Raw genomic sequence first — 23,214 nt, 5'->3', positions numbered from 1 at the left:
TGATAAGCACCTTACCCATATTTTTCAAAGCAAAAAGACAGCCTTTTACCAGACTGCCTTTTCACCCCTGTCACCTTATACTTCGGATAATTGTTCGCGGATATACTCCAACGCTTCTTCCACATGACCTTTTACACGGACTTTGCGGAATTCTTTCTGCAGCTTGCCTTCTTTATCAATAATAAACGTGGAACGCTCGATGCCGTAATATTCTCTGCCAAAGTTCTTTTTCAGCTTCCAGACACCGAAGTCCTCCGCCACTTTATGGTCTTCATCCGCCAAAAGCATAAATGGCAGGTCATGCTTGTCGATAAACTTTTGATGACTTTCCACCGGGTCCGGACTGACGCCAATTATAACGGCATTCAGCTCCCCGAACTTTTCATGAGAATCACGGAAATCGCAGGCCTCTGTTGTACATCCGGGTGTCATGTCCTTTGGATAAAAATAGAGAACAACATGCTTTCCTCTAAAATCGGACAGATTTACGGTTTCACCGTCCTGATTTTTCAGTGTGAAATCTTTTACTTCTTTTCCTACTTCCACAGTCATCCAAATCCCTCCAAACTATCTATATCCATAACTATAGCATAGAGAGTGGGCGCCTGACATTTTTCACGCCTCTGTCCCGGGCCTTGTCCCTTCCAAAGCAATGAGGTCACCGTCATGATCAGTATAGAGTGTAGAGATATTTTCACAATCAAACATGAATCATTCGCTTCTATCTCTTTGTCCCCTCTGCACTAACCTAAGTACAAAGGCTGTCGGCAATATATATCCGATCAGTGCCTGAATCACAGCGATAAGTCTTCCAATTCCAATCGGGGTAATATCCCCATAGCCAATCGTCAACATGGTAACTCCGCTGAAATAGAGCGAATGAATAATAGACCCTGCAATACTTACCTGCCTTAATTCCCCATGTTCGACAAGAATAATGCCCTGAAAAGAAAGAATAAAATAAATGAGACCAAAACCGATGATGACAATCACAAATATAATAACGAGAGAATAAAATAAGTCCAGCGAGAAGCCGGCATCCCGCATTTCCCGCAATTTTCCTCCACGGATAAAATCAATCAGGCTTTTAATGACGATAAAGGCGACCGTACCGAGAATGAACCATGGAATAATAAACATACACTGCTGCTCCTTCATTTCTATACTATTAATATATCTATGCCAAAGTACGTACAAGCTTGCCATTTATTTTTTCCTTATTTACGATAAAATAGGGAAGTATGTTAATTAAAATGAAGGAGGCAACTATTTATGAATTTCAACAAATCGGAAGCATTACATAGAGAAGCCCTGGACCATATCGTCGGAGGAGTCAATTCCCCTTCCCGCGCCTATAAAGGAGTAGGCGGTGGTTCACCTGTCTACATGGAACGGGGCAAGGGCGCATATTTCTGGGATGTGGACGGAAATAAATATATAGATTATTTGGCTGCATACGGACCGATCATTACCGGGCATGCCCACCCGCACATAGCCAAAGCCATCACCCATGCAGCGGAAACCGGCGTTTTATACGGGACACCTACCAGCTTGGAAAACAAGTTTGCAAAAATACTTAAAAGCGCCATTCCTTCTTTGGAAAAGGTACGTTTTGTTAATTCCGGCACGGAAGCAGTAATGACAACGGTACGTGTTGCCAGAGCCTATACGGACCGAACGAAGATCATTAAGTTTTCCGGTTCCTATCATGGCCACTTTGATGCTGTTCTCGTGGAGGCGGGTTCCGGGCCGGCCACACTTGGAACACCAGATTCAGCAGGGATTCCCCGCTCCGTTGCGGAAGATGTGATTACCGTTCCATTTAATGATATCGACTTATTTAGACAGGCAATGGATCAATGGGGTGAGCAGATCGCCACGGTATTAGTGGAACCAATTGTAGGGAATTTTGGCATTGTCACACCGAAAGAAGGCTTCTTGCAGGCGGTAAAAGATATTACGCATGAAGCGGGAGCACTTGTTATTTACGATGAAGTGATCAGTGCATTTCGATTTACCTATGGAAGTGCCCAGCAGGTATACGGTGTGGAACCGGATATGACGGCAATGGGAAAAATTATCGGCGGCGGACTGCCGATTGGCGCATATGGCGGCCGCCGGGATATTATGGAACAGGTGGCACCGCTCGGGCCGGCATACCAGGCAGGGACCATGGCCGGGAACCCCGCTTCCATGGCAGCGGGCATTGCCTGTCTGGAAGTTTTACAGAAAGATGGGGTTTACGAAAAACTGGATAAGCTCGGGGAACATCTGGAGAACGGCATTTTGCAAGAGGCGGAAAAACACGGCATGCCGGTTACCGTTAATCGGTTACGCGGTGCTTTAACCGTATATTTTTCAGAAGGCTCTATCAGCAGCTATGAAGACGCAGAAGCAACGGATGGGGAAGCATTTGCTGCATTTTTCAAACATATGCTGCACCAAGGCATTAACCTTGCGCCTTCCAAATATGAAGCATGGTTTTTAACGACGGAGCATACCGAAGCGGATATTGACCGGACGATTGAAGCTGTTGGGAAGGCGTTTGAAGCAATGAAAGAGTAATTGATTAAATATATAAATTAATAGTCAAGACTCTTTAATAAAAGAAAAACAGGTCTCTGCACACGAACTGATCTATGGCAGAGACCTGTTTTCAACTATTACTCATCCAAATGCTGCACTTGATATAAATCGTAGTAATGTCCTCTTTCTTTCATTAGTTCATCATGAGTTCCTTCTTCAACTACTTCTCCATTTTCAATTAACACAATCCGATCGGCATGTGTAATCGTAGCCAATCTGTGAGCTACGATAAATGTGGTACGGGTGGAAGCGAGCTTCTCCAGAGCTTCCTGAATCATATGCTCACTTTCCAGATCCAATGCAGAGGTTGCTTCATCAAATATGAGAATCGGCGGGTTTTTCAGGAAAACTCTTGCTATCGCGATCCGCTGCTTTTGACCGCCGGATAATTTCACTCCACGCTCCCCGACAAGCGTATCGTACCCGTCTGACATTTCCTGAATAAATTCATGGGCATTGGCCAGCTTGGCCGCTTCGACCACTTCCCGATCCGTTGCGTCCGGATTTCCCATGCGGATATTCATGGCAATGGATTCACTGAACAGAATATTATCCTGCAGCACCATGCCAATATTATTGCGGAGAGACCTTGCTTTCACATCTCTTATATCCTGTCCATCCACTTTGATGGATCCGCCTGTCACATCATAGAAACGCGGGATGAGGCTGATCAGTGTGGATTTTCCACCACCGCTCATTCCGACAAAAGCAATGGTTTCTCCTTCTTTTACATCCAAATTAACATTTTTTAACACCTGCTTTTCCTCATCGTAACTGAATGAGACATTTTCCATGGAGATGGACCCATTTACCCTTTTCAGCTCTTTTGCATCTTCTTTATCTGTCACATCATATTTTTCATTGGCAAATTCAAACACACGGTCAATGGATGCAATGGACTGTACGAGTACAGTGGATGAGTTAATCAGCCTGCGCAGCGGACTATACACCCTTTCCATATAGCCGACAAAGGCAACCATCGTACCGAGGGTGAGATTGCCGCTGATTACGTGGTAACCGGCAAAAGCAATAACCAACAGCGGCGCAAGATCTGTTATCGTATTTGTTACTGCAAAGGTTTTTGCATTCCAGCGCGTGTGGTCCAGGGCTTTTGATAAAAAGTTGCTGTTCCTTCCCTCGAATTGACCCTGTTCATACTCTTCCAAGGCAAAACTTCTTGTCACCGGGACTCCCTGCACCCGCTCATGCAAATGACCTTGTACTTCAGCCAATGCCTGGGAACGCTGCCTTGTCAAACTTCGCAGCCTGCCGTAGAAATACTTCACAGAAAATCCGTATAACGGGAAAAGGATGATAGCTACGATTGTCAGCCAGACATCCATCGTCAGCATAATCCCAATAGCAATAAGAATGGTGACCAAGTCCAGCCATACATTCATAAGGCCGGTAATTACAAAATTCTTGGTTTGTTCGACATCATGTATTACCCGGGAAATAATTTCGCCGGATTTTGTCCTGGAGTAAAAATTCAAACTCAATTTTTGAATGTGATCAAAGAGCCGATCCCTTATATCAAAGAGTATCTTGTTCCCGACCCATTGTGCAAGATATTGTCGATAATATTCTATAGGCGGACGCAGTAGAAGAAAAACGACAAAAGCAATGCCCATCAGCCAAAGCAGTTGGGAAATCTTTTCGTCATTTGTCAGCCCTTCAGCTCCAATAATATCGTCGATAACAAATTTCAGGATCAATGGCATTAACAGGGGGATCCCGAATTTAAGAACGCCAATAATCACCGTCCAGAATATTTTCCATTTATACGGTTTTACAAACTGCATATATTGCCTGACACTGCCCATAATCAATCTTCCTTCGATGTATATTCTCTTAGGAAAGCCTGTGTTCGCTCGCCCTTTAGAGGGGTGGTGAAATAGCAGTAAATCCTTCCACCTGAAATGATTATCTTATATCTAATTATTTCAATGAAATTTCTTCGCTGTTCACCCTGATATATGGCCGAATCAATTTGGTTTTATATTGATCGGCCGGATCGTTAACTTTTCTTATACTAACCACTTTAAAAGTATTACTTTGTCGAATTACTTCTCCGGGACTCCGTGTTAATGCTTGCTTCCATGTTAAGTTTGCTGAAATGTTTTTACTATCTTAATGTGTAAAAAGAAAACCCCTGCTGCGTAGCATGCAACAAGGCCGTATTAAACATTTTATCATAGTTATATTCAGTAAAAGATCACACTTTAACGATACGTTAAGTACCGTTCATACCACTGGTCCACAAAATCCGGAGAAAATGGGCCGTGTCTTTGCCTTACCCATCTTATTAAATAATTGACATTGTTATGCAAAATACGATCCAACACTCCAGGATAGCTCATCAGCATCCTATGTTCTTCATATTCGTCCTCATCCAGTAATTCAAACGTCATATCGGGATAAACCTTCACATCCAGGTCGTAATCTATATATTTTAAAGCTTCATCATCAAATACAAAAGGCGAACTAATATTACAGTAGTAATAAATACCGTCATTTCGGAGCATTCCGATGATATTGAACCAATGCTTCGAATGAAAATAGCAGATTGCCGGCTCCCTCGTAATCCAGGACCTGCCATCACTTTCCCATACCAATGTTTTGTCATTTGCCCCGATGACCACTGATTCCGTGCCTTTTAACACAAGTGTCTCCTCCCACAAACGGTGGAGTTTTCCGTTATGTTTATAGCTTTGTATTTGAATTCTTGATCCGGGCTTCGGAGCAACCATACTATCTCCCTTTCGTTATCATTCAGAAGCAAATCCAATACCCATTATAATGCTAATATGGAGAAACATAAAGTATTATGAAATGTATACACGGAGTATCGTCCTAATTTTTACATCAAAAAAGAGTTTCCCGGGAGACAGGAAACTCTTTTTACTTCTTGAGGTTAAGGATGTTACTTTTTGTTTTGCTCAGCTTTTTGGTTTTGCTTTCTTACTTCCTGAGCGTTAGTTTTTTCAGCTCCATATTCAGTACCATACTGTCCTTGGCCTTGGGCTGCTTGTTGGTTCTGTCTTCTTACTTCTTGTGCGTTTGTTTTTGAAGCTGGGTTTTGGTTTTGTTGTTTCTTAGCCATCAATATCACCTCCGCAGTAATAATTTGTCCACTTTGTTCGTTGTTATCCAAGGTAATTTGCAGGAAATTCATTCCATAATAAAAAAACTGGTTTTAACGTAAATTATTATTGAATCATTCTTTTTGGAGGTTGGAAATAATGAAGCCAGTAAGAAGAGATTTCACCGAGTTGTCCATGATGAGCAAAACAGATTGGAACGAGGAAGAATTGGATTATTTTCAACATGCCTTATCCCAGCTATTACCATATGTGAACCCGGAAGGTTTAAGTATATTGCATGAAATAAATGAAGAAAGACGGAGCAGAAAATAAGCTCCGTCCCTTGTCATAAATACTGCTGCATGAAAGAGAGCGGGACATAACGTTGAATCTCCCGGTTCATAGAAGCACGGTACATCCAATCACTCCAAGATTTGAGCTGGATCGTTGGTTTGTTTGGATTTTTTCCTGTTAAGTTATGTCCCGAACTCCTATATTAATCCCGTAAATATTTCATCATTTTTTGATGTGAAACGGGAAACGGATAGGTTTCCAGATTTTCCCGATCCGCAAAACGCAAGCTGTCCTTCTCTTGCATGATTTCATCTGTGGCGGCTTCATACACTTCCAAATTCCAAATGAGATGGGTAAAAACATGATTCAGTTTTCCCAGCTTATTTTCCAGCCGGATGCGTATGCCATAATTTTCATATGTCCATTCTTCCACTTGTTTCAGGTTGGTTTTATCAAGTGGAACCATTGGGAATTGCCAAAGATTTGCGAGCAGTCCCTTTTCCGGTCTCTTTTCAATCAGGTACTCATCATTTTCATTCCGAATCAGCAGGACAACATATGACACTTCACGCTGTTTTTTTGCTTTGGCTTTAACCGGCAGTTCTTCCTCCCGGCCATGGGCAAAAGCTTCACAATGAGATTGTACCGGGCAAAGCAGACATCCGGGAGAACGTGGTGTGCATACTAATGCTCCCAGCTCCATAATCGCCTGATTAAAAGAAGCAGGATCTTCGGTACTGATCATTTCCCGGACTTTTTCCTCGACGAGTTTTTTGGTCCGCTGCAGGGAAATGTCTTCCTCAATCAACAGGAGACGGGAGAATACGCGCATGACATTGCCGTCAATAGCAGGTACTGGTTGGTTATAGGCAATCGACAAAATGGCCCCTTTCGTGTAGGGACCAATTCCTTTCAGTTCTCCCAGTTCTTTCTCATTTTCCGGCACCTTCCCTCCATAGGAAGAGACTACCTCCCTGACAGCGTTTTGCAAATTCCTTGCGCGGGAATAGTATCCAAGGCCTTCCCAGGCTTTTAAGACATCCTGTTCGTTGGCTTCTGCCAACGCTTCTGGCGTGGGGAATTTTTCAATAAACCGATTAAAATATGGAATGACTGTATCCACCTTTGTTTGCTGAAGCATAATTTCGGAAACCCAGATTTTATAAGGGTTCTGATCTTCACGCCAAGGTAAATCACGTTTGTTTTCATGATACCATGTGAGCAAATCATGCTGGAAAGCGAAAATGTTCATATTATCTAAACTTTTGTATCTAATAAAATCACATCCTGTATGGTACAATAAAACTAATAAAGGCGATATAAACGATTTAATCATAATTTTGTTAAAAAATTCACCTAATTGAAGCTAAGGAGGACCTTACTATATGGATACCGGTACCCACATTGTTATGGGTGTTGCCATCGGCGGTTTGGCAACATTGGATCCAGTTGTAAACCAGGACCCAACCCTCTTTCATGCAGTTCTTGTAGGAACAATTATAGGTTCTCACGCACCGGATTTTGATACGGTAATGAAATTAAAAAATAATGCAACCTATATACGCCACCACCGTGGTATTACACATTCCATACCGGCAGTAATTTTTTGGGGAATATTTCTTGCGAGCATCATTTATATGTTTGTGCCCCAGGTTAATTTTCTGCATTTATGGTTATGGACCTTTCTGGCGGTGATTATACATGTGCTTGTCGATATTCCTAACGCGTATGGCACACAGGCATTTCGGCCCTTTTCCAATAAATGGATTGCACATGGATTCATCAACACGTTTGACCCGTATATTTTTACTCTGCATATCGCAGGTATAGGTGCTTGGGTGCTAGGTGCAAACCCCGGGTATACCTGGCTCACGATCTATACCGTGATTATCCTTTACTATATCAAACGTTATATGGATAAAAGGGAAATTACGAAAAAGATTAAGGATTCCTTTCCGGACACTGAAGACATCGCCACTTCCCCGACAATTAAGCAAAATTATTGGCGTCTTGCCATTACAACCAGGGATAAGTTCTATGTCGGTACGGTAGGTAATGCTCATATTGAAATTATTGACGAATTTGACAGGCTGCCATTACCCGATTCAGAAATAATGACCGTCGCGAAAAAAGACAAAAATATTGCAGCATTTTTATCCTTTTCCCCGGTTTACCGCTGGGAAACAAAGGATTTTGACGACTTTACGGAAGTGCGCTTCATTGATTTGCGTTACCGATCCAAAGGATATTATCCGTTTGTTGCTGTCGTCCAAATCGATGATAACATGAATATTATGAGCTCCTATACAGGCTGGATTTTCTCTGAGCAGAAGCTGCAAAGCAAATTGTATGTCGAAGAAAGCCCTGTGTAAACTGGGACAAGGAGACAGGTTCCTTGTCCCAGCCCCCCTAATCGCTTTCGATTAGCTCCCAATGCTATTTCTGTTCACAGGTTTTGTAACGTCAGCGTAAGTCTGCAAGTCTCCAGTTAACCATATAAACCCAGTAATCTCTTGTGTGAAAAAAGAGCCTGTCCCACGCAACTCCTCTATTTAAAAAAATCTGCAGCAAAAGAACCGTTTCATTATTTTATTTTTTGTCTCCGAGGAGGGAGATGGGGATGGCTTCTTGTTTTTCGTATTGTTCGTTTAATAGGTTGATGCGGTTGCCCCAGGCGAAGACGCCGTTAATGTAGTCTATTTTGAAAGTCATGCCCGGTTCCATTTTGAGTTCGTATGTTTCACCATCTTTGAAGTCATCCGGGTTTAGTGTGTAAGCGATGGCGACCTGCATTTTACGTTCATTTACGGCGACTTCGGATATATTGCCAAGCTGCTCGGCTTTCATTGCACTTTCCTTGAGCAGGCTGATTTCGTCATACAGCTGTTCAATCGTGTAGTCGCTATATCTATAATAATTATTATTTGTGTTCATCATTGTTCCCCTCTCTTTCCTATTCATTTTACCAATAGTTCCGGAAAATGAAAATGATGTTTATCATAGATGCTCATCAAGGAATCGTTCAATAAGTTCCATGGAAAATCCTTTTCTGTACAATCCTTCCTTTATCTTTTGACGCAATGCAAAGCCTTCCAGCTTCCGGCTATGTTTTCTGAGAAGCTTTTCCCCCTGGTAGACTGCGCTTTCCCACTCAACTTCCTCGTCTTTCTCATCCTCTATATGCATGAACACATCTTTCACCACATCGTTGGTAAATCCTTTTTGCAAAAGATTGCCCCGCAGTTTATCCAGCCGTTGTCTGAATGAGTCCTTTTTGCTTTGACCTAGTTTTTTCTCCACCCATTTTGATGCTTTATCGTATTGCTTTTCATAACTGAACTGTTGAATGGCTTCATTGGCAATTTTCTCGGAAACGCCTTTGTCTATCAGTTCTTTTTTGATAAGGAGTGGTCCTTTTGTGGAAGTATTGATTCTCGAAGAAACAAACATATTGGCAAATTGTGTATCATCCAGCAAATTTTCCTCCGTTAATTTATTTATAATATAAGAAATATGCTCCCCATCTACTTCTTTTTTCAGCAAATAATCATATATTTCTTTTTTTGTACGCATTCTGTAGCTTAAAAATGTGATGGCTAGGGTATATGACTTATGTAATGTATCTTTTTGGATCAGCGTGGAAATTTGTGTATCATCCAGTTCAAGATCTTTCCTTAGTCGGTACTCAACGAGAACTGCTTCATCTACACTGAAGCCATACTTTTCACCTTCACCATCATCCAAAAAGATATTATAACGATTCTTATATTTCTTTTGTGTAGTGATCCGGGTTATCCTGGCCAAAGTTTCTCACCCCTTTCCCTTTTTACTATAGCCTAAAAATATCCCGGACACTACTATAAGAATCGTTTTATTGCATATAATGATATAAACTTATATGTATCAGCATAGCAACAGCACACAACTTTTTTTATATAAAACACAATGGGAAAGGAGGCAAGCAGGAATAATAACCTGCGTAAACAAAATGAATGTATTAATAACCGGGGGCACAGGCTTTGCCGGCTATCACCTCACAAACTTACTGCATGAAAATAAATATCATACCTATGTGCTCACTAGATCACCTGATTCCCATACAAATACGGCACAATCCACTTTTATCGGCTATGACTACCCTGTGGAAGAACTGCCAAAAATACATGCTGTCGTTAATTTGGCCGGAGAATCCATTTTTGGCTATTGGACAAAAAAGAAGAAAGAAGATATTATAAACAGCCGAATAAATATTACCCGCAAGCTCATTGAAATGGTACAGCGGATGGATGAAATGCCCGACGTGTTCGTAAATGGTTCAGCGATTGGCTATTATGGCATGTCCGAGGATCTGATCTTCACAGAAAAAACAAAACAGGCAGGAAATGACTTTCTTGCCAAGGTAGCTGTGGAATGGGAAAATACAGCAAAACAGATGGATAAATTTGGCATTCGGACGGTGTACACCCGGTTTGGTGTTCTCCTGGGAAATGGCGGTGCGCTGCCTTTTATGCGTCTTCCGGTCAATTTATTTGCAGGAGGCAAAATCGGAGATGGCGAGCAATGGCTGACATGGGTACATGTAAAGGATGCCGTCCGCCTCATTCAATTTTGCATTGAAAATGAAAGTATGGAGGGGCCGGTAAATGTTACAGCACCTTATCCGAAGAGAAATAAGGATTTCATGAAAACCCTGACCGATGTGCTGCATCGTCCTTACTGGTTTACCACTCCATCTCTGTTCATAAGGCTGGCGGTCGGGGAAATGAGCCAGCTCATTACAGATGGACAATATGTGCTTCCGCAAAAGGCACTGGATCATAACTTCGAATTTACATCTCCGGAATTGAAAGGTGCGTTGGAAGAGATTGAAGCGAATAAGTAAAGTAAGACATACTTTAACATTTACCGCACTATTCCGCAGGCATTGACCGTGTCATGATATGTGACAACAAGGAAAAAAGTAGCTGAGGCATGTATAAAATATCCCTCCTGGTGAAAACTAAGTAAAAAGAAAAGGAGCGGATTTTATGAAAAAAGAGCAACGGGAAAAGTTTTTATCCAAGACACAGGAAGTGCTCTATCAAAGAGAGTTTAAACATGCCGATCGTATTTACAATAAACTTTCCAACAAAGGGAACCGGAGTTAGCCTCTTCGTTTTCCTTTGTTCTCCATTATGTAATAAGCCAAACCACGCCAGTTCTCCAGTACAATTTCTGCATTGTTCTTGCTTCCGGCTTCTTGTCCCAAAACCTTAGCCTGGTTGCCACGCAGTAGAATCAGGAACTATTCCTTTCGTGAAGATTTGCTGAAGCAGAAAATATCTCCTTTGAGGAAGAAGTAGTTGGACTTATTGAATATATCATGACCCACCCACATTTCAAGGAAGACATATACGTTTAAAAAATTTACCCATGAAAAAGCAGCTTTCCATACATAAACTATTGGGAAATATGCTGGATCAATACGAACAGTTGTAAACCATCAGTCAAGAATAGTTACTTTATTCTGCTGGTGGTTTTTATTTTCCTGTGCCCTATATTCATAAATTATTTGAAACCAGTCTGATTGTGTTACCGTATATGTAAAAGAGCCATACAAGAGGAGTGGATTTAGTGGAAGTACTTCAGGAGATTAACTGGCAGCTTATTGCCCCTTTAATCGTGATCCAGGTTGTCCTGGCACTTGTAGCCCTGATTGACTGGGTTAAAGCGGATGATTTCAATGGACCGAAGTGGATGTGGTTTTTTATCATTATATTTATTAATATTTTTGGACCGGTCATCTATTTCATTTTCGGAAGGAGACGTTGACATGGCATTATTATCCGTGACAAACCTGTCAAAAAGATTTGACAATAATTTCGCAGTGAACAAGGTCACCTTTGAATTTCAACCTGGTACATGTGTTGCTTTAATCGGACCCAATGGGGCTGGTAAAACAACGATATTGCGCATATTGGCCGGCTTGCTGCGCCCAACCTCAGGGAATGTAATAATGAACGAGATGAACGGGAATGGTGATATCCGCTCCTTCATCGGATACCTCCCTCAATATCCTGTTTTCTATACATGGATGACCGGACGCGAATTTCTTCTTTACAGCGGACAGCTTGCTCATTTAACAAAGGAAGAAGCAATGGCAAGGACGGAGGAACTACTGGAAAGGGTGGGCATTGCCGAGGCCGGAAATAAACCGATCGGTAAATATTCCGGCGGCATGAAGCAGCGGCTCGGAATTGCCCAGGCCATTATACATAAACCGAAACTGTTAATATTGGATGAGCCGGTTTCCTCCCTCGATCCTATTGGCCGAAGAGAAGTACTGACGCTCATGGAGGAACTAAAGGAAGAAATGACCATTCTTTTTTCCACTCATATCTTATCAGATGCTGATGAGATCAGTGACGAACTATTGCTGTTGCATGAGGGGAAAATTGTGGAAGCAGGTTCGATTCACTTGCTTCGTGAAAAATACCAGACGGCAACGATTGAACTGACATTCACTCATCATACCCTCTCTTATAAGGAGAAAATAATGAGCTTACCATCGGTTGAAAACTGTTACATTGAGCGGGACGCAGTACATCTTACTGCCACTGACATTTCTCTTGCACGCCAGGAAATTTTAAAGGCAGCAGCGGAGGACAATTGGCCGCTAACGAGCTTCACCCTGCACCGTGCTTCTCTGGAGGACATGTTCATGAAGGCGGTGAAACAATAATGCAATGGATGACGATTTTTAAAAAAGAGATGATGGAAAACTGGAGAAATAAAAAATGGGTCTGGGTGCCACTCACTTTTATTCTGCTTGGTATGATTGATCCCTTATCCAACTACTATATGCCGCAAATTATGGAATCAGTCGGAGGTATGCCTGAGGGTACAGTAATTGAACTGCCGGAATTTACACCTGCTGAAATGATGTTTATGATTCTTGGTCAGCTCAGCAGCCTCGGGGTGCTGATTATCATTCTGGTGTCCATGAGTACAGTAGCAGGAGAACGAAAAAGCGGCGTTATAGAACTGATTCTTGTGAAACCTGTTTCTTACCAGCATTATATTACCGCAAAATGGGCTGCACTTCTGGCACTTGCCTGGACCTCCCTTATTGTAAGTCTTACGGCAGGCTGGTATTATACAGCGATTTTATATGGGGATTTGCCGGTGATATCGCTGCTGAAAGTCATTTTCTTTTACGGTCTTTGGATTACTCTCGTAGTAACGATAGTCATATTTTATAATGCATTTGTAAAAACCCCTGGTCTCGTCGCTTTTTTATCCATTGCGACCATTATGGTGATGAGTGTGTTAACCCAGATTTTTGGACGGTTTCTTGAATGGAGCCCGAATAATTTATCCGGACATATTTTTGAATCACTGATGATGGAAGAATTCACCGGTGATTTGATTGCAACATCATTTGTTACCATTGGGCTTATTATTATTTTACTGTTGGGGGCTATTGCTTTATTCAGAAGAAAATCGCTTGTTGAATAGATGAAAGAGGGTGGAAGAATGGTTTCTCCAGCCCTCTTTTCTTTTGCTTACCTTACCTCAATCCGTTTAATAAACAGGAAAGAAATGAAGTAAAGTAATAAACCGATACCAAATACTTGATAAAATATCCCAATTTCAAAGGCTGTAAACAGCTCGCGGAAAAAATCAAAGATCCAGCCTCTGGCAACGGCAAGCAGCAGTAATACCGCCAGTAATCCGAGAACACTGCCCGCTCCCAGCAGTCCGAACCTGTGAATGAGCAGCCTGATCAGAAGCATAACCATAAATGCAAAGAACATTACTGCTGTATCAATAATAATTCTCGTATACCAATTATTTTCTAATAAATGTGCGAAATGAAGAAAAGTAAATATATCAATGCCGGCAAAAGCGTTAAATTTCTCTACCAGTTCCTGCAGTATGGTCGCAAACAAAGATTTTGCTGCAGAAATAAGAAAGAAAAAAATACCAATGGCAATAAACATGTTTTTTCTTGTTGCTCCCATTTTTATGGAAAAGGGCATAAAATCTCTAATTGTCAGATAGCCTACAATTCCTGCATAAACATACATTGGAATGGTCAGAAAAAATATAAAATTGGTCTCTCCTTCCACACCTGTCAGAAAGTATGCAAATGTAAGTGAGACGACTAATATTCCTAATAAGATTCCCCAAAAAATCATTAATGAGTAACGAAGGTCCATAATAAAAAAGTATAACAGTCCTTTGATTTGTCTCCCCATTATTTATGCCCCTTTCTTTTCCGTCAGATGGATCATTAATTCCTGAACCGGTATCCCTTCAGCCTGAAGGCCGTAGCTTTGAGCTTCCTGCTTCGTACCGTAAATGTAAGCTGTCATCATGCCTGCCAGCTCTTTTTTATCAATAACTTCTTTGCTTTCAATAAACGCCTCGACTTTTTCTTTCTTCCCGGTAACTGCGCATGTATTATCCCGCAAATTTTCCGCTTCCTCCTGTAAAATGAGGCTGCCTTCCTGTAAAATCAGCACCTCTTCAAACATGAGGCTCACTTCATCAATTAAGTGTGTGGATAATATAATCAATCTTTTTTCTTCTTCATATTCTTTCAATAAAATTTCATAGAATTTCTTGCGGGCAGCTGCATCCAATCCGATATACGGTTCATCAAAAATTGTAATCGGCGCTTTACTTGCCAGGCCGACAATAATGCCAAGCGACGACTCCATCCCTTTGGAAAGTGTTTTTACCTTTGCATTCATATTCAGGTTGTATACTTTAATTAACTCCTCTGCAAGGGCCTGATCCCATGTGGGGTAAAAGTAGGAATAGATTTTAAGTACATTCTTTACCTTCAAATCCTTTTTAAAGTTGTTTCCTTCTTTAATCAGGCATATGCTTTCGGTAAGTTTTCGGTTGTCAAATGGCTTTTCTCCATTAATGTATATTTCGCCTTCGGAAGCTAGGATGTTCCCGGCAAGGATATCCATAAAAGTCGTTTTACCGGCGCCATTCCGGCCAAGCAGTCCGTATATTTTCTGCCCCTCCATTGTAAAAGAAACATTTTGCAATGCTCGGGTTTGCCCGTATTTCCTCGTCAGGTTTTTCACTTCAATTTTCATTTTTTTCATCCTCTCTCCCCACCATTTCCAGTAATTCATTTTTACTGATATGCAGCTTCCCCGCTTCATTTTTTAACGGCAGTACATAGGTTTGATAAAAGTTTTCTTTTCTTTTTTCAATTAAAATGTCTTTCGCATCCTCTGTCACAAACATGCCAACACCCCTTCGTTTTACTAAAATGGCTTCTGCAACAAGTTCATTAATTCCTTTCGCCGCTGTAGCAGGATTGATTTTATAAAAATCAGCAAGTTCATTGGTCGATGGCACCCGGTCACCTGATTTCAGTGAGTCATTGATGATCGAATCCTCAATCTGCTCTTTAATTTGAAGGAAAATGGGCTTATTTTCATCAAGCATATTTTTCATCAGATCACCTTCATTAATTAGTTGGTTCATTACTTATGTAAATAACCATATAACAAATGAACTTTAATGTCAATAAAATTTTCAAAAAAAAAATACAGCTCCTCTTTAAATGAGAAGCTGTTTATGCATCGTATGAAAAATAGCAGAAAGAACTGGATGAGTAAGAAGTGAGCCATTCTTTAACCCGCTCTGTTAATCATGCGGTGGAGAGGATTTTCCTGTGGTAATACAACATATTTCTCCCCGTCCGTTCTAATGACAACATCCCCAAAACCTGCGGTCGAGTAAATGGTGGCATTTATTTTTTTCAAGTTATTAATAACCCGGTCCACCGGATGGCCGAAATCATTTTCTTCACTGTAGGTAAGAAGCGCCGTTTCCGGACTTACCGCTTGTAAAAACTCAAAAGATGTACTGGTGTTGGAGCCGTGATGGGCCACTTTGATTATTTCCGCCTCTACATCATGCTCTTCCATCAGCTCTTTTTCCTGTTCCATCTCAATATCACTCATAAGCAGAAAGTCTACTTCCTCATAAGTAATCTTTAAAGCGATGGAAGATTGATTATTTGTTTTGGTTGCTCCATATGTGTTTAAAACGAGAATGGTAAGCTCCGGATCCAGCCTTATTTTTTCATCTTCCATAGCAATTTGAACCGGTATATTTTGTTTTCTGATTTGATACAGATATGTTGCATATGTTTTTGTGGAATGTAATTTTCCTGAATCAAGAATATTTTTTACTTCCATTTCCTTCATTACCTGTGGCAGACCTCCAATATGGTCAATATCCGGATGGGTGGCAACAAGCAGATCTATGGACTCGATCTGCTGATCTTTCAAGTAGGAAACTACTCTCTCGCCGGCTTCCGGCGGACCGCCATCTATAAGAATTGTTTTATTGGAAGGTGTCTGAATCAGCATGCTGTCCCCCTGCCCCACATCAATAAAATGTACCTGCATGTCCATCGGGGATTGGCTTTCTGTTAGTACCGGCAGGAACGTGGAGGATAGCAGAATGATCATGAAGACAATACATGTTTGTAAAATACGCATAGGAACATCCTCTTTGTTTGAATGTATGTCTTATTGTTGTTCACATTTAGAGGAATTATGAGCAAGTGGAGGAGTTTGTAAAGAATATGTAATGGTGGCTTTGTGCGTGGGCATGGTGTGTATTATTTCATGCGGGAGGTGAGCAATTTAAAAAAGACTGCTGAGCGGTGCTCAACAGTCTTTTTATCATTTATATTAAGCTTTTGCTACAACAATTTCTTCCTCAACGACATCAACATTTACTTTATCAATTTCATCGCCTTCCAGAATGAGGTCAGTTAATTGGTCTTCAATTTTATCCTGGATGACTCTGCGCAGTGGTCTCGCTCCAAATCGGCGATCATAACCGAGTCTAACCAATTCCTGTTTTGCTCTTTCTGTAATTGTAATTTCAATATCGTTATCTTCCATGGTTTCTTGTACCTCAGCGAGCAATAGATCAACAATTTCCAGTAAGTTTTCTTCTGTTAATTCATTGAAGTTGATGATCGCATCGAAACGGTTGAGGAATTCCGGCTTAAAGTACGTACTCAGTTTTTCCAGCGTCGTTACTGATTCATGCTGCGCGTTGAACCCTACATTGATTGTTTTATCTCCCGTTCCTGCGTTACTTGTCATAATAATGACGGCTTCTTTAAAGCTGACCGTGCGTCCATGGGAGTCAGTCAAATGACCATCTTCCATAATTTGCAGAAACATGTTCTGCACATCTGGATGTGCTTTTTCAATTTCATCAAGCAGAATAATGGAGTAAGGGTTATGACGCACTCGCTCTGTTAATTGCCCGGCTTCCTCATGACCGACATATCCGGGTGGTGAGCCGATAATTTTGGAAACGGTGTGTTTTTCCATATATTCACTCATATCCAGTCGTATCAAAGCCTCACGTGAACCAAACAGTTCTTCTGCAAGTGCCTTTGTTAATTCTGTTTTACCTACGCCAGTCGGCCCTACAAATAGGAAAGATCCAATCGGGCGATGCTTTGATTTAAGTCCGGCCCGGGTTCTGCGGATTGCTTTAGCAACTTTATCCACTGCTTCATCTTGACCAATTACTTTTGCACTCAGATTTTCTCCGATATTTTTCATTTTTTCCTGTTCGTCTGCCTGCAGTTTTGTCACAGGGATGCCTGTTTTTTCTTCCACGATTAATTGAATATCGGAAATATCGACATCAATATCCTGTTTTTCATCTTTTGCTTTTTCCAGTTGTTTTTGCAGCTGAATTTCCTGATAACGCAGGTTTGCAGCTAATTCATATTCCTCTTTCTCTGCTGCTGCTTCTTTTTCTTTTTTGATTTCTTCGAGACGCTGCTCAATGGAATTGGAATCTTTCTCTGCATTTGACAGATTCAAACGGGACCCTACTTCATCCATCAGATCAATTGCTTTGTCCGGGAGGAATCTGTCCTGAATATATCGATTGGACAATGTGACAAATGCCTGGATGGCCTCATCAGAATAACGAACTTCATGAAACTTTTCGTAACGGTCTTTAATTCCGTTTAAAATTTTCACCGCATCTTCCTCTGACGGCTCTTTTACAGTAATTGGCTGCAGACGGCGCTCCAATGCAGCATCTTTTTCGATTTGCCTGTATTCCTTTAGGGTTGTTGCACCAATTAATTGCAGTTCTCCTCGTGCCAATGCAGGTTTTAAGATGTTTCCTGCATCCATTTGGGAGCCTTCTGCTGTACCGGCACCAACAAGCAGGTGAATCTCATCCACAAAAACAATAATGTCTTTTCTTTGCTGAAGTTCCTGGATCAGCTGCTTCATACGCTCTTCAAATTGACCGCGGACACCTGTGTTTGCCACGAGGGAAGCTACATCAAGCACATAAATCTGTTTGTTCATCAATTTGGCCGGTACATTTCCTTCGACCATTTTCAAGGCCAGGCCTTCCGCGATGGCTGTTTTACCTACCCCTGGCTCCCCAATGAGTACCGGGTTATTTTTGTTTCTTCGGTTTAATGTTTCAATCACCCGTTTTACTTCATTATCCCGGCCAATAACAGGATCAACCTGCCCTGCTCTTGCTTTGTCAGTTACATTTGTGCCGAGCTGATCAATGAGACCATTGCCGCGATTTCCGTGAGCTTGTCTTGTTTTCGTACCTGCTTTTTGCGATCCATTTCCCTGGAAGAAATTATTGGAAAATGCATCCTGTCCTCCACCGGAGAAGAAATCATTGGAATTCATCATTTTACCTTGTATTTCTTGAAAACAACTGTTACAAACCCGCAACTGCATTCTTTCATTGTTCATTTGCAAGCTTACATTTACATTTGCATCGTTTACGCCACAGTGTTGACATTTCATCAAAACATTCCTCCTTAAATTTTTATCTGTTTTCTATATCAATTTGACTTTGACTATATTTGACCTTCATCTCAATTCTTATTATACTCTGACCTTCTTTGACTTTCAAGTCCTTTGTTTGATTTTTTGTTAAAAGAATTTAGGTAGAGAGTTTTAATATTATTGTGGACAGTATTCATGCGAGGTTAAACGTTTTTAAGCGGTATATATTCCAACGGTGGATCCTCTTCTCATTTGCCATTCAGCACGAAAATGAAATGAAACCCAGTTTTACTATTATTACCTGGCACCAAATAACCTTTACCACAAGCCTTCCCGGCTAAGGAAAAAACAGGTCCACCAAAACGGTAACGGGTTTACTGCAGAGGTGCAAACAAGCCATTCGCAAACAATATCGCAGTGATATTCACAATGGAATTCACTGCGATAACTTTATTGTTATACAGGTGTTTATCGCTCTTTTGTTTAAATTCCCCATAGTAAAACACACCCATGTTTACAGATATAGAAATAAATATTTCCGTCTTGCGGGTTTGAAAAAGAGAACTCAGATTTTATAATTACTATATAAGATTAACGACATTGCCAGGTTGAATGAAATGGAGAGCGAAGAAATGGATAAGTAATGTACAGATAATATTAAATTTAATCTATGGGAGTTGGAAAATTTATGACAGTACAAAATATTTTAAACGAAATAATTAAAGAACTGAACGGGATACCTGGCATTGTAGGGATAGTTTTAGGAGGTTCAAGAGCAAGAGGCACTCATCACGCTACGTCTGATATTGATATTGGAATATATTATGATGAATCGGAAGGTTTTAATGTCAATGATGTTAGCAGAGTTGCTACTAAACTGGATGATGAACATAGAGAGAATTTAGTTACTTCTATAGGCGTATGGGGTGCTTGGATAAACGGTGGTGGATGGATTATTGTTCAAGGTTATCACGTTGATTTAATATTTCGTGATGTTAATAGAGTGGAACAGGTCATTGATGAATGCCTGTTAGGTAACGTTTCAACTCATTACCATACTGGACATCCACATGCTTACCTGAATGTCATGTACATGGGGGAAGTGTCCATCTGTAAAATACTAGTTGACAAAACGAATCGAATTGCCAGACTAAAATCCAAAACCATTCCATATCCCAAGCCTTTAAGAGTTGCAATAATTGGTTACTTTATGTTCGAAGCATCCTTTTCTTTAATGTTTGCTAAAGATAATATTGATAAAGATGATATCTCTTATGTTACAGGTCATTGTTATCGAACCATCTCATGCCTAAATCAAGTCATATTTTCTATGAATGAAGAATATTGCATCAATGAGAAAAAAGCAGTTCGAATGATTGACGGGTTTGATATAAAGCCACAAGGCTATAAAAAAAGAATAGATAAAATTATTAAATTGCTTTCTCCAAGCGTAGATAGCACAAGACGGGGGCTTGAAATACTTCAAGAACTTATTTCTGAGACAGAGGTTTTATTAAGTAAATAGGTTAAGGTATAAAAAGTGTATGGAAATCTTATTTCCTGCACTTTTTATACTTCTTTTGTATATTGTGAAAAAGTACACTTAAATTAACGGGTGCTTTCTGGAATTAAGGATGTTTAAAGCTGTTAAATTTAAAAGATCCCTTCTCAAATTTAATTAATTTGAGAAGGGATTTATAGTTTTTCGGTATGGTTTCTAATTGTCGACACTATTTCTTCAAATGTGTATTTATTATTAACTACATCAACCGTAAAGTCTTGCTCTTCTTCAATTCCCATCGTCCATTGATAATAGTTTATTTTTAAGAAAACAATTAATGAAGCTAAAGCCGTTCGTTTATTAGCATTATGAAAAGCATGGTTCTTTGCAATGGATTCAAAAAGTGCTGCCGCTTTTTCATGAATGGAAGGGTAAGCGTCACTACCAAACACAGATTGCTTTGGGCGATTAATAGCAGAGTCAAGCAAGTTTGGTTCTGTTACGCCCAATGGTTCATTAGGGGAGTATAGACGGATTTGTATTGTATTAATAGCAATCACTTGGTTCGTTGTGAGATAGATAACGTTATCCATTATCTGTTCACTAACCCTTTAAACGCTTTGTCATGCTCATTAATGACATCATTTAAAATATCCATAAATTCTGCATCAACGCCTTTAGGAAGTGTTACTTGCTCTTTTTTTCTCAAAACAATTTTCCCATCTTTAACTTCAACTTGAACATCGTCTCCGTGCGCTAAGCCAACTTGCTTGAGTAATTCATTAGGAAGAGTTATTCCAAAGCTATTTCCAACCCTAGTAACTTTTCTTTCAAATTGCTCCAAAAGATCACACCCTCATTATAATTGTTATAACGATTATAACACATAGAAGTGAGTTGGAAAAATATAATATAGTAACTTTGTGAACAGTTACACTTAAATTAAAGGGTGCGTTAGTTCAAGAAGCAATTACAAAAAATAAGGCTTAGAGATAAAATTTCTCCAAGCCTTTTTAAGTGTAATTTATACTGTGAAATCAGTTGTGGAAATCGAGCGAATTACCTCTTGAATTTGGTGTGATTTCTAATTTTGCACCTCACAAGTGAACCCGTCACCTATACGGCGTACCTGTTTTTGACCTATTCTATGCTTTGCTTTGTTCTTTTTTTCTGAGCTCCACCCGTCTGATTTTCCCGGATGTTGTTTTTGGCAGTTCATCCATAAATTCAATCTGACGCGGGTATTTATACGGTGCAGTAAGTTCCTTTACGTGGTCCTGCAGTTCTTTGACCAAATCAGGGTTACTGCTGTCCACCCCTTCTTTGACAACTACAAACGCCTTTACTATATTTCCACGGACTTCGTCAGGACTTGCGACAACAGCACACTCTTGTACGGATGGATGTTTTACCAATGCATCTTCCACTTCAAATGGTCCAATCGTGTAACCGGAGCTGATGATAATATCGTCACTTCTGCCCTCAAACCAGAAGTAGCCATCCTCATCCTTGGATGCCTGGTCTCCGGTAATATAGTAATCTCCCCGGCGGGACATTTTTGTTCTTTCCGTATCCTTGTAATATTCCCGGAAAAGTGCGGGAGAGTCAAGTTTTAATGCGATATCTCCCACTTCGCCGACTTCCACCGGTTCCCCGTTTTCATCAATAATTTCCACTTCATTTCCAGGTGTCGGTTTGCCCATGGATCCCGGTTTTACTTTCATATCTTTCATTACACCCAGTAGCAGTGTATTTTCAGTTTGCCCGTATCCATCTCGCACCGTTATATCAAAGTAACGCTGGAATGTATCAATCACTTCCACATTCAAAGGTTCACCGGCAGAAACTGCACTGTGCAATGCAGGCAATGTATAATCTCTTAAGTTATCCACTTTCGCCATAATCCGGTATTCCGTCGGTGTACAGCATAACACGTTAATTTCATTATCCTGCAGTAACTGTAAATAAGTTTTCGGATCAAATTTTCCATTATAAATAAAGCCTGTTGCTCCTGAACCAAGTACGGATAAAAATGGGCTCCAAATCCATTTTTGCCAACCTGGTCCGGCAGTAGCCCATACTCTATCTCCTTCATTAATGCCTAACCAATTTTCCGGAGCAGTTCTCAAATGAGCATACCCCCACCCGTGCGTATGTACAACTCCTTTTGGATTGCCGGTAGTTCCGGAGGTATAAGGTAAAAAGGCTATGTCATCTTTCGTTGTTTCCGCCATTTTCAGCTCGTCTGAAGCCTCCTCCTTCAAGCTGTCCAAATGAAACCAGTCCTCTGCTTCTCCACCTATGACAAACTTATGGAGGTCCTCATATTCGTTTAAGTCCTTGTATTGATCCACATACGGGTAGTAGCTGATGACGCCACTCACCTCACCATGGGATACACGATATTGCAAGTCTTTTGTTTTCAGCATTTCCGAACTAGGAATAATGATCAGTCCTGTTTTCAGGCAGGCAAGGTATGCTTCATACGCATCGATCAGACGGGGAATCATGATAATTACTTTATCACCGGACTTTAGCCCATTATGTAAAAGTGTGTTTCCGATTTTATTTACATTTTTGACCAGCTGGGAATAGGTAATTTCTTTAGTTTCTCCACGATCGTTTTTCCAGATTAATGCTTTTTTTGTCGGATCTTTCGCATAACGTTCCACTTCCATTGCAATATTATAGTCATTTGGTGCAATTAGCTCTTCCCTGTTCATTTTATCTCCCCCAAATAATAATATATTTAACAGTATAGCAAAGATTTGGAAATCTTAAAATGAAAATCTAGTACTAATCTGTGAATTCTTCCAACTAAAGTACTGATGTTATAAGGCGATCTTTGAATTTTATATACTTTTGCCGAATACTAACGCTTAATTTAATAGATAATACAACGCTTGCTTTCTAAACATAAGCGGTG

The 23,214-nt window shown here is 40.5% G+C and carries 25 protein-coding genes; 9 read left to right on the top strand and 16 right to left on the bottom strand.

The window, feature by feature from the left end; translation table 11 throughout:
- Positions 1–75 precede the first annotated feature (75 nt).
- The gene (gene bcp / locus ACZ42C_RS19370) at positions 76–552 is read right to left on the bottom strand and encodes a thioredoxin-dependent thiol peroxidase (protein WP_461183101.1); all 477 of its coding nucleotides are present in this window, start codon (positions 550–552) and stop codon (positions 76–78) included.
- A 159-nt stretch (positions 553–711) separates the two neighbouring features.
- Positions 712–1,140: a potassium channel family protein gene (locus ACZ42C_RS19365; protein ID WP_461183100.1), complete on the bottom strand. Its 429-nt coding sequence runs from the start codon at positions 1,138–1,140 to the stop codon at positions 712–714.
- Positions 1,141–1,272: 132 nt separating this feature from the next.
- Here ACZ42C_RS19365 and ACZ42C_RS19360 point away from each other — a divergent pair, with 132 nt between their 5' ends.
- Positions 1,273–2,565, top strand: a complete 1,293-nt coding sequence (locus ACZ42C_RS19360; RefSeq protein WP_461183099.1) for a glutamate-1-semialdehyde 2,1-aminomutase — start codon at positions 1,273–1,275, stop codon at positions 2,563–2,565.
- A 98-nt stretch (positions 2,566–2,663) separates the two neighbouring features.
- Here ACZ42C_RS19360 and ACZ42C_RS19355 read toward each other — a convergent pair whose 3' ends face one another.
- The 3 genes from ACZ42C_RS19355 to ACZ42C_RS19345 all read right to left on the bottom strand — a co-directional run bounded on the left by ACZ42C_RS19355 (position 2,664) and on the right by ACZ42C_RS19345 (position 5,689).
- Positions 2,664–4,409, bottom strand: a complete 1,746-nt coding sequence (locus tag ACZ42C_RS19355; protein ID WP_461183098.1) for an ABC transporter ATP-binding protein — start codon at positions 4,407–4,409, stop codon at positions 2,664–2,666.
- A 399-nt stretch (positions 4,410–4,808) separates the two neighbouring features.
- Positions 4,809–5,336: a nucleoside tri-diphosphate phosphatase gene (gene ntdP / locus ACZ42C_RS19350; RefSeq protein ID WP_461183097.1), complete on the bottom strand. Its 528-nt coding sequence runs from the start codon at positions 5,334–5,336 to the stop codon at positions 4,809–4,811.
- A 173-nt stretch (positions 5,337–5,509) separates the two neighbouring features.
- Positions 5,510–5,689 carry a gamma-type small acid-soluble spore protein gene (locus ACZ42C_RS19345; RefSeq protein WP_461183096.1) on the bottom strand — a complete coding sequence of 60 codons (180 nt, stop codon included), beginning with the start codon at positions 5,687–5,689 and terminating at the stop codon, positions 5,510–5,512.
- A 139-nt stretch (positions 5,690–5,828) separates the two neighbouring features.
- Here ACZ42C_RS19345 and ACZ42C_RS19340 point away from each other — a divergent pair, with 139 nt between their 5' ends.
- The gene (locus ACZ42C_RS19340) at positions 5,829–6,002 is read left to right on the top strand and encodes a hypothetical protein (RefSeq protein WP_461183095.1); all 174 of its coding nucleotides are present in this window, start codon (positions 5,829–5,831) and stop codon (positions 6,000–6,002) included.
- Positions 6,003–6,165: 163 nt separating this feature from the next.
- Here ACZ42C_RS19340 and mutY read toward each other — a convergent pair whose 3' ends face one another.
- Positions 6,166–7,215: an A/G-specific adenine glycosylase gene (gene mutY / locus ACZ42C_RS19335; RefSeq protein ID WP_461183094.1), complete on the bottom strand. Its 1,050-nt coding sequence runs from the start codon at positions 7,213–7,215 to the stop codon at positions 6,166–6,168.
- Positions 7,216–7,348: 133 nt separating this feature from the next.
- On the opposite strand from mutY, the gene ACZ42C_RS19330 reads away from it, so the two are divergent.
- The gene (locus tag ACZ42C_RS19330; protein WP_461183093.1) at positions 7,349–8,335 is read left to right on the top strand and encodes a metal-dependent hydrolase; all 987 of its coding nucleotides are present in this window, start codon (positions 7,349–7,351) and stop codon (positions 8,333–8,335) included.
- Positions 8,336–8,552: 217 nt separating this feature from the next.
- On the opposite strand, the gene ACZ42C_RS19325 is transcribed toward ACZ42C_RS19330, so the two are convergent.
- Both ACZ42C_RS19325 and recX read right to left on the bottom strand, forming a co-directional pair.
- Complete coding sequence (locus ACZ42C_RS19325; RefSeq protein WP_464891305.1) at positions 8,553–8,900, bottom strand: YfhH family protein; 348 nt, start codon at positions 8,898–8,900, stop codon at positions 8,553–8,555.
- Positions 8,901–8,960: 60 nt separating this feature from the next.
- The gene (gene recX, locus ACZ42C_RS19320) at positions 8,961–9,767 is read right to left on the bottom strand and encodes a recombination regulator RecX (protein WP_461183091.1); all 807 of its coding nucleotides are present in this window, start codon (positions 9,765–9,767) and stop codon (positions 8,961–8,963) included.
- 184 nt (positions 9,768–9,951) lie between these two features.
- Between recX and ACZ42C_RS19315 the strand changes: the two genes are divergently transcribed.
- From ACZ42C_RS19315 to ACZ42C_RS19295, 5 genes are all read left to right on the top strand, one after another.
- Complete coding sequence (locus tag ACZ42C_RS19315) at positions 9,952–10,845, top strand: TIGR01777 family oxidoreductase (RefSeq protein WP_461183090.1); 894 nt, start codon at positions 9,952–9,954, stop codon at positions 10,843–10,845.
- A 145-nt stretch (positions 10,846–10,990) separates the two neighbouring features.
- Complete coding sequence (locus ACZ42C_RS19310; protein WP_461183089.1) at positions 10,991–11,110, top strand: YfhE family protein; 120 nt, start codon at positions 10,991–10,993, stop codon at positions 11,108–11,110.
- Positions 11,111–11,576: 466 nt separating this feature from the next.
- Positions 11,577–11,774, top strand: a complete 198-nt coding sequence (locus ACZ42C_RS19305) for a PLDc N-terminal domain-containing protein (RefSeq protein WP_461183088.1) — start codon at positions 11,577–11,579, stop codon at positions 11,772–11,774.
- Between the two features lies 1 nt (position 11,775).
- The gene (locus ACZ42C_RS19300; protein WP_461183087.1) at positions 11,776–12,684 is read left to right on the top strand and encodes an ABC transporter ATP-binding protein; all 909 of its coding nucleotides are present in this window, start codon (positions 11,776–11,778) and stop codon (positions 12,682–12,684) included.
- Positions 12,684–13,460, top strand: coding sequence for an ABC transporter permease (locus ACZ42C_RS19295; RefSeq protein ID WP_461183086.1), 777 nt, complete (start codon positions 12,684–12,686; stop codon positions 13,458–13,460). Before ACZ42C_RS19300 ends, ACZ42C_RS19295 begins: the two co-directional genes overlap by 1 nt.
- Positions 13,461–13,507: 47 nt before the next feature.
- On the opposite strand, the gene ACZ42C_RS19290 is transcribed toward ACZ42C_RS19295, so the two are convergent.
- The 5 genes from ACZ42C_RS19290 to ACZ42C_RS19270 form a co-directional block, all read right to left on the bottom strand.
- Positions 13,508–14,203: a hypothetical protein gene (locus tag ACZ42C_RS19290; protein ID WP_461183085.1), complete on the bottom strand. Its 696-nt coding sequence runs from the start codon at positions 14,201–14,203 to the stop codon at positions 13,508–13,510.
- Between the two features lie 3 nt (positions 14,204–14,206).
- Positions 14,207–15,061 carry an ABC transporter ATP-binding protein gene (locus tag ACZ42C_RS19285; protein WP_461183111.1) on the bottom strand — a complete coding sequence of 285 codons (855 nt, stop codon included), beginning with the start codon at positions 15,059–15,061 and terminating at the stop codon, positions 14,207–14,209.
- The gene (locus ACZ42C_RS19280) at positions 15,051–15,428 is read right to left on the bottom strand and encodes a GntR family transcriptional regulator (protein WP_461183084.1); all 378 of its coding nucleotides are present in this window, start codon (positions 15,426–15,428) and stop codon (positions 15,051–15,053) included. The genes ACZ42C_RS19285 and ACZ42C_RS19280 overlap by 11 nt, the downstream gene beginning before the upstream one ends.
- A gap of 179 nt (positions 15,429–15,607) precedes the next feature.
- On the bottom strand, positions 15,608–16,483 hold the full coding sequence (locus tag ACZ42C_RS19275) for a ComEC/Rec2 family competence protein (RefSeq protein ID WP_461183083.1): 876 nt from the start codon (positions 16,481–16,483) through the stop codon (positions 15,608–15,610).
- Positions 16,484–16,678: 195 nt separating this feature from the next.
- Positions 16,679–18,805, bottom strand: a complete 2,127-nt coding sequence (locus tag ACZ42C_RS19270; RefSeq protein WP_461183082.1) for an ATP-dependent Clp protease ATP-binding subunit — start codon at positions 18,803–18,805, stop codon at positions 16,679–16,681.
- Between the two features lie 670 nt (positions 18,806–19,475).
- On the opposite strand from ACZ42C_RS19270, the gene ACZ42C_RS19265 reads away from it, so the two are divergent.
- Positions 19,476–20,312: a nucleotidyltransferase domain-containing protein gene (locus ACZ42C_RS19265; RefSeq protein WP_461183081.1), complete on the top strand. Its 837-nt coding sequence runs from the start codon at positions 19,476–19,478 to the stop codon at positions 20,310–20,312.
- A gap of 170 nt (positions 20,313–20,482) precedes the next feature.
- On the opposite strand, the gene ACZ42C_RS19260 is transcribed toward ACZ42C_RS19265, so the two are convergent.
- From ACZ42C_RS19260 to mbcS, 3 genes are all read right to left on the bottom strand, one after another.
- The gene (locus tag ACZ42C_RS19260; protein WP_461183080.1) at positions 20,483–20,881 is read right to left on the bottom strand and encodes a type II toxin-antitoxin system death-on-curing family toxin; all 399 of its coding nucleotides are present in this window, start codon (positions 20,879–20,881) and stop codon (positions 20,483–20,485) included.
- A complete protein-coding gene (locus ACZ42C_RS19255) occupies positions 20,881–21,132 on the bottom strand; it encodes an AbrB/MazE/SpoVT family DNA-binding domain-containing protein (protein ID WP_461183079.1) in 252 nt (83 codons plus the stop codon). Before ACZ42C_RS19255 ends, ACZ42C_RS19260 begins: the two co-directional genes overlap by 1 nt.
- A 301-nt stretch (positions 21,133–21,433) precedes the next feature.
- Positions 21,434–23,011 (bottom strand): acyl-CoA synthetase MbcS, encoded by a 1,578-nt coding sequence (gene mbcS / locus ACZ42C_RS19250; protein WP_461183078.1) that lies wholly within the window; start codon positions 23,009–23,011, stop codon positions 21,434–21,436.
- Positions 23,012–23,214 lie beyond the last annotated feature (203 nt).

The organism is Virgibacillus kimchii, assembly GCF_055379185.1.
The sequence above is the reverse complement of the archived record's forward strand: the minus strand, read 5'-3'. Positions and strand labels throughout refer to the sequence as shown.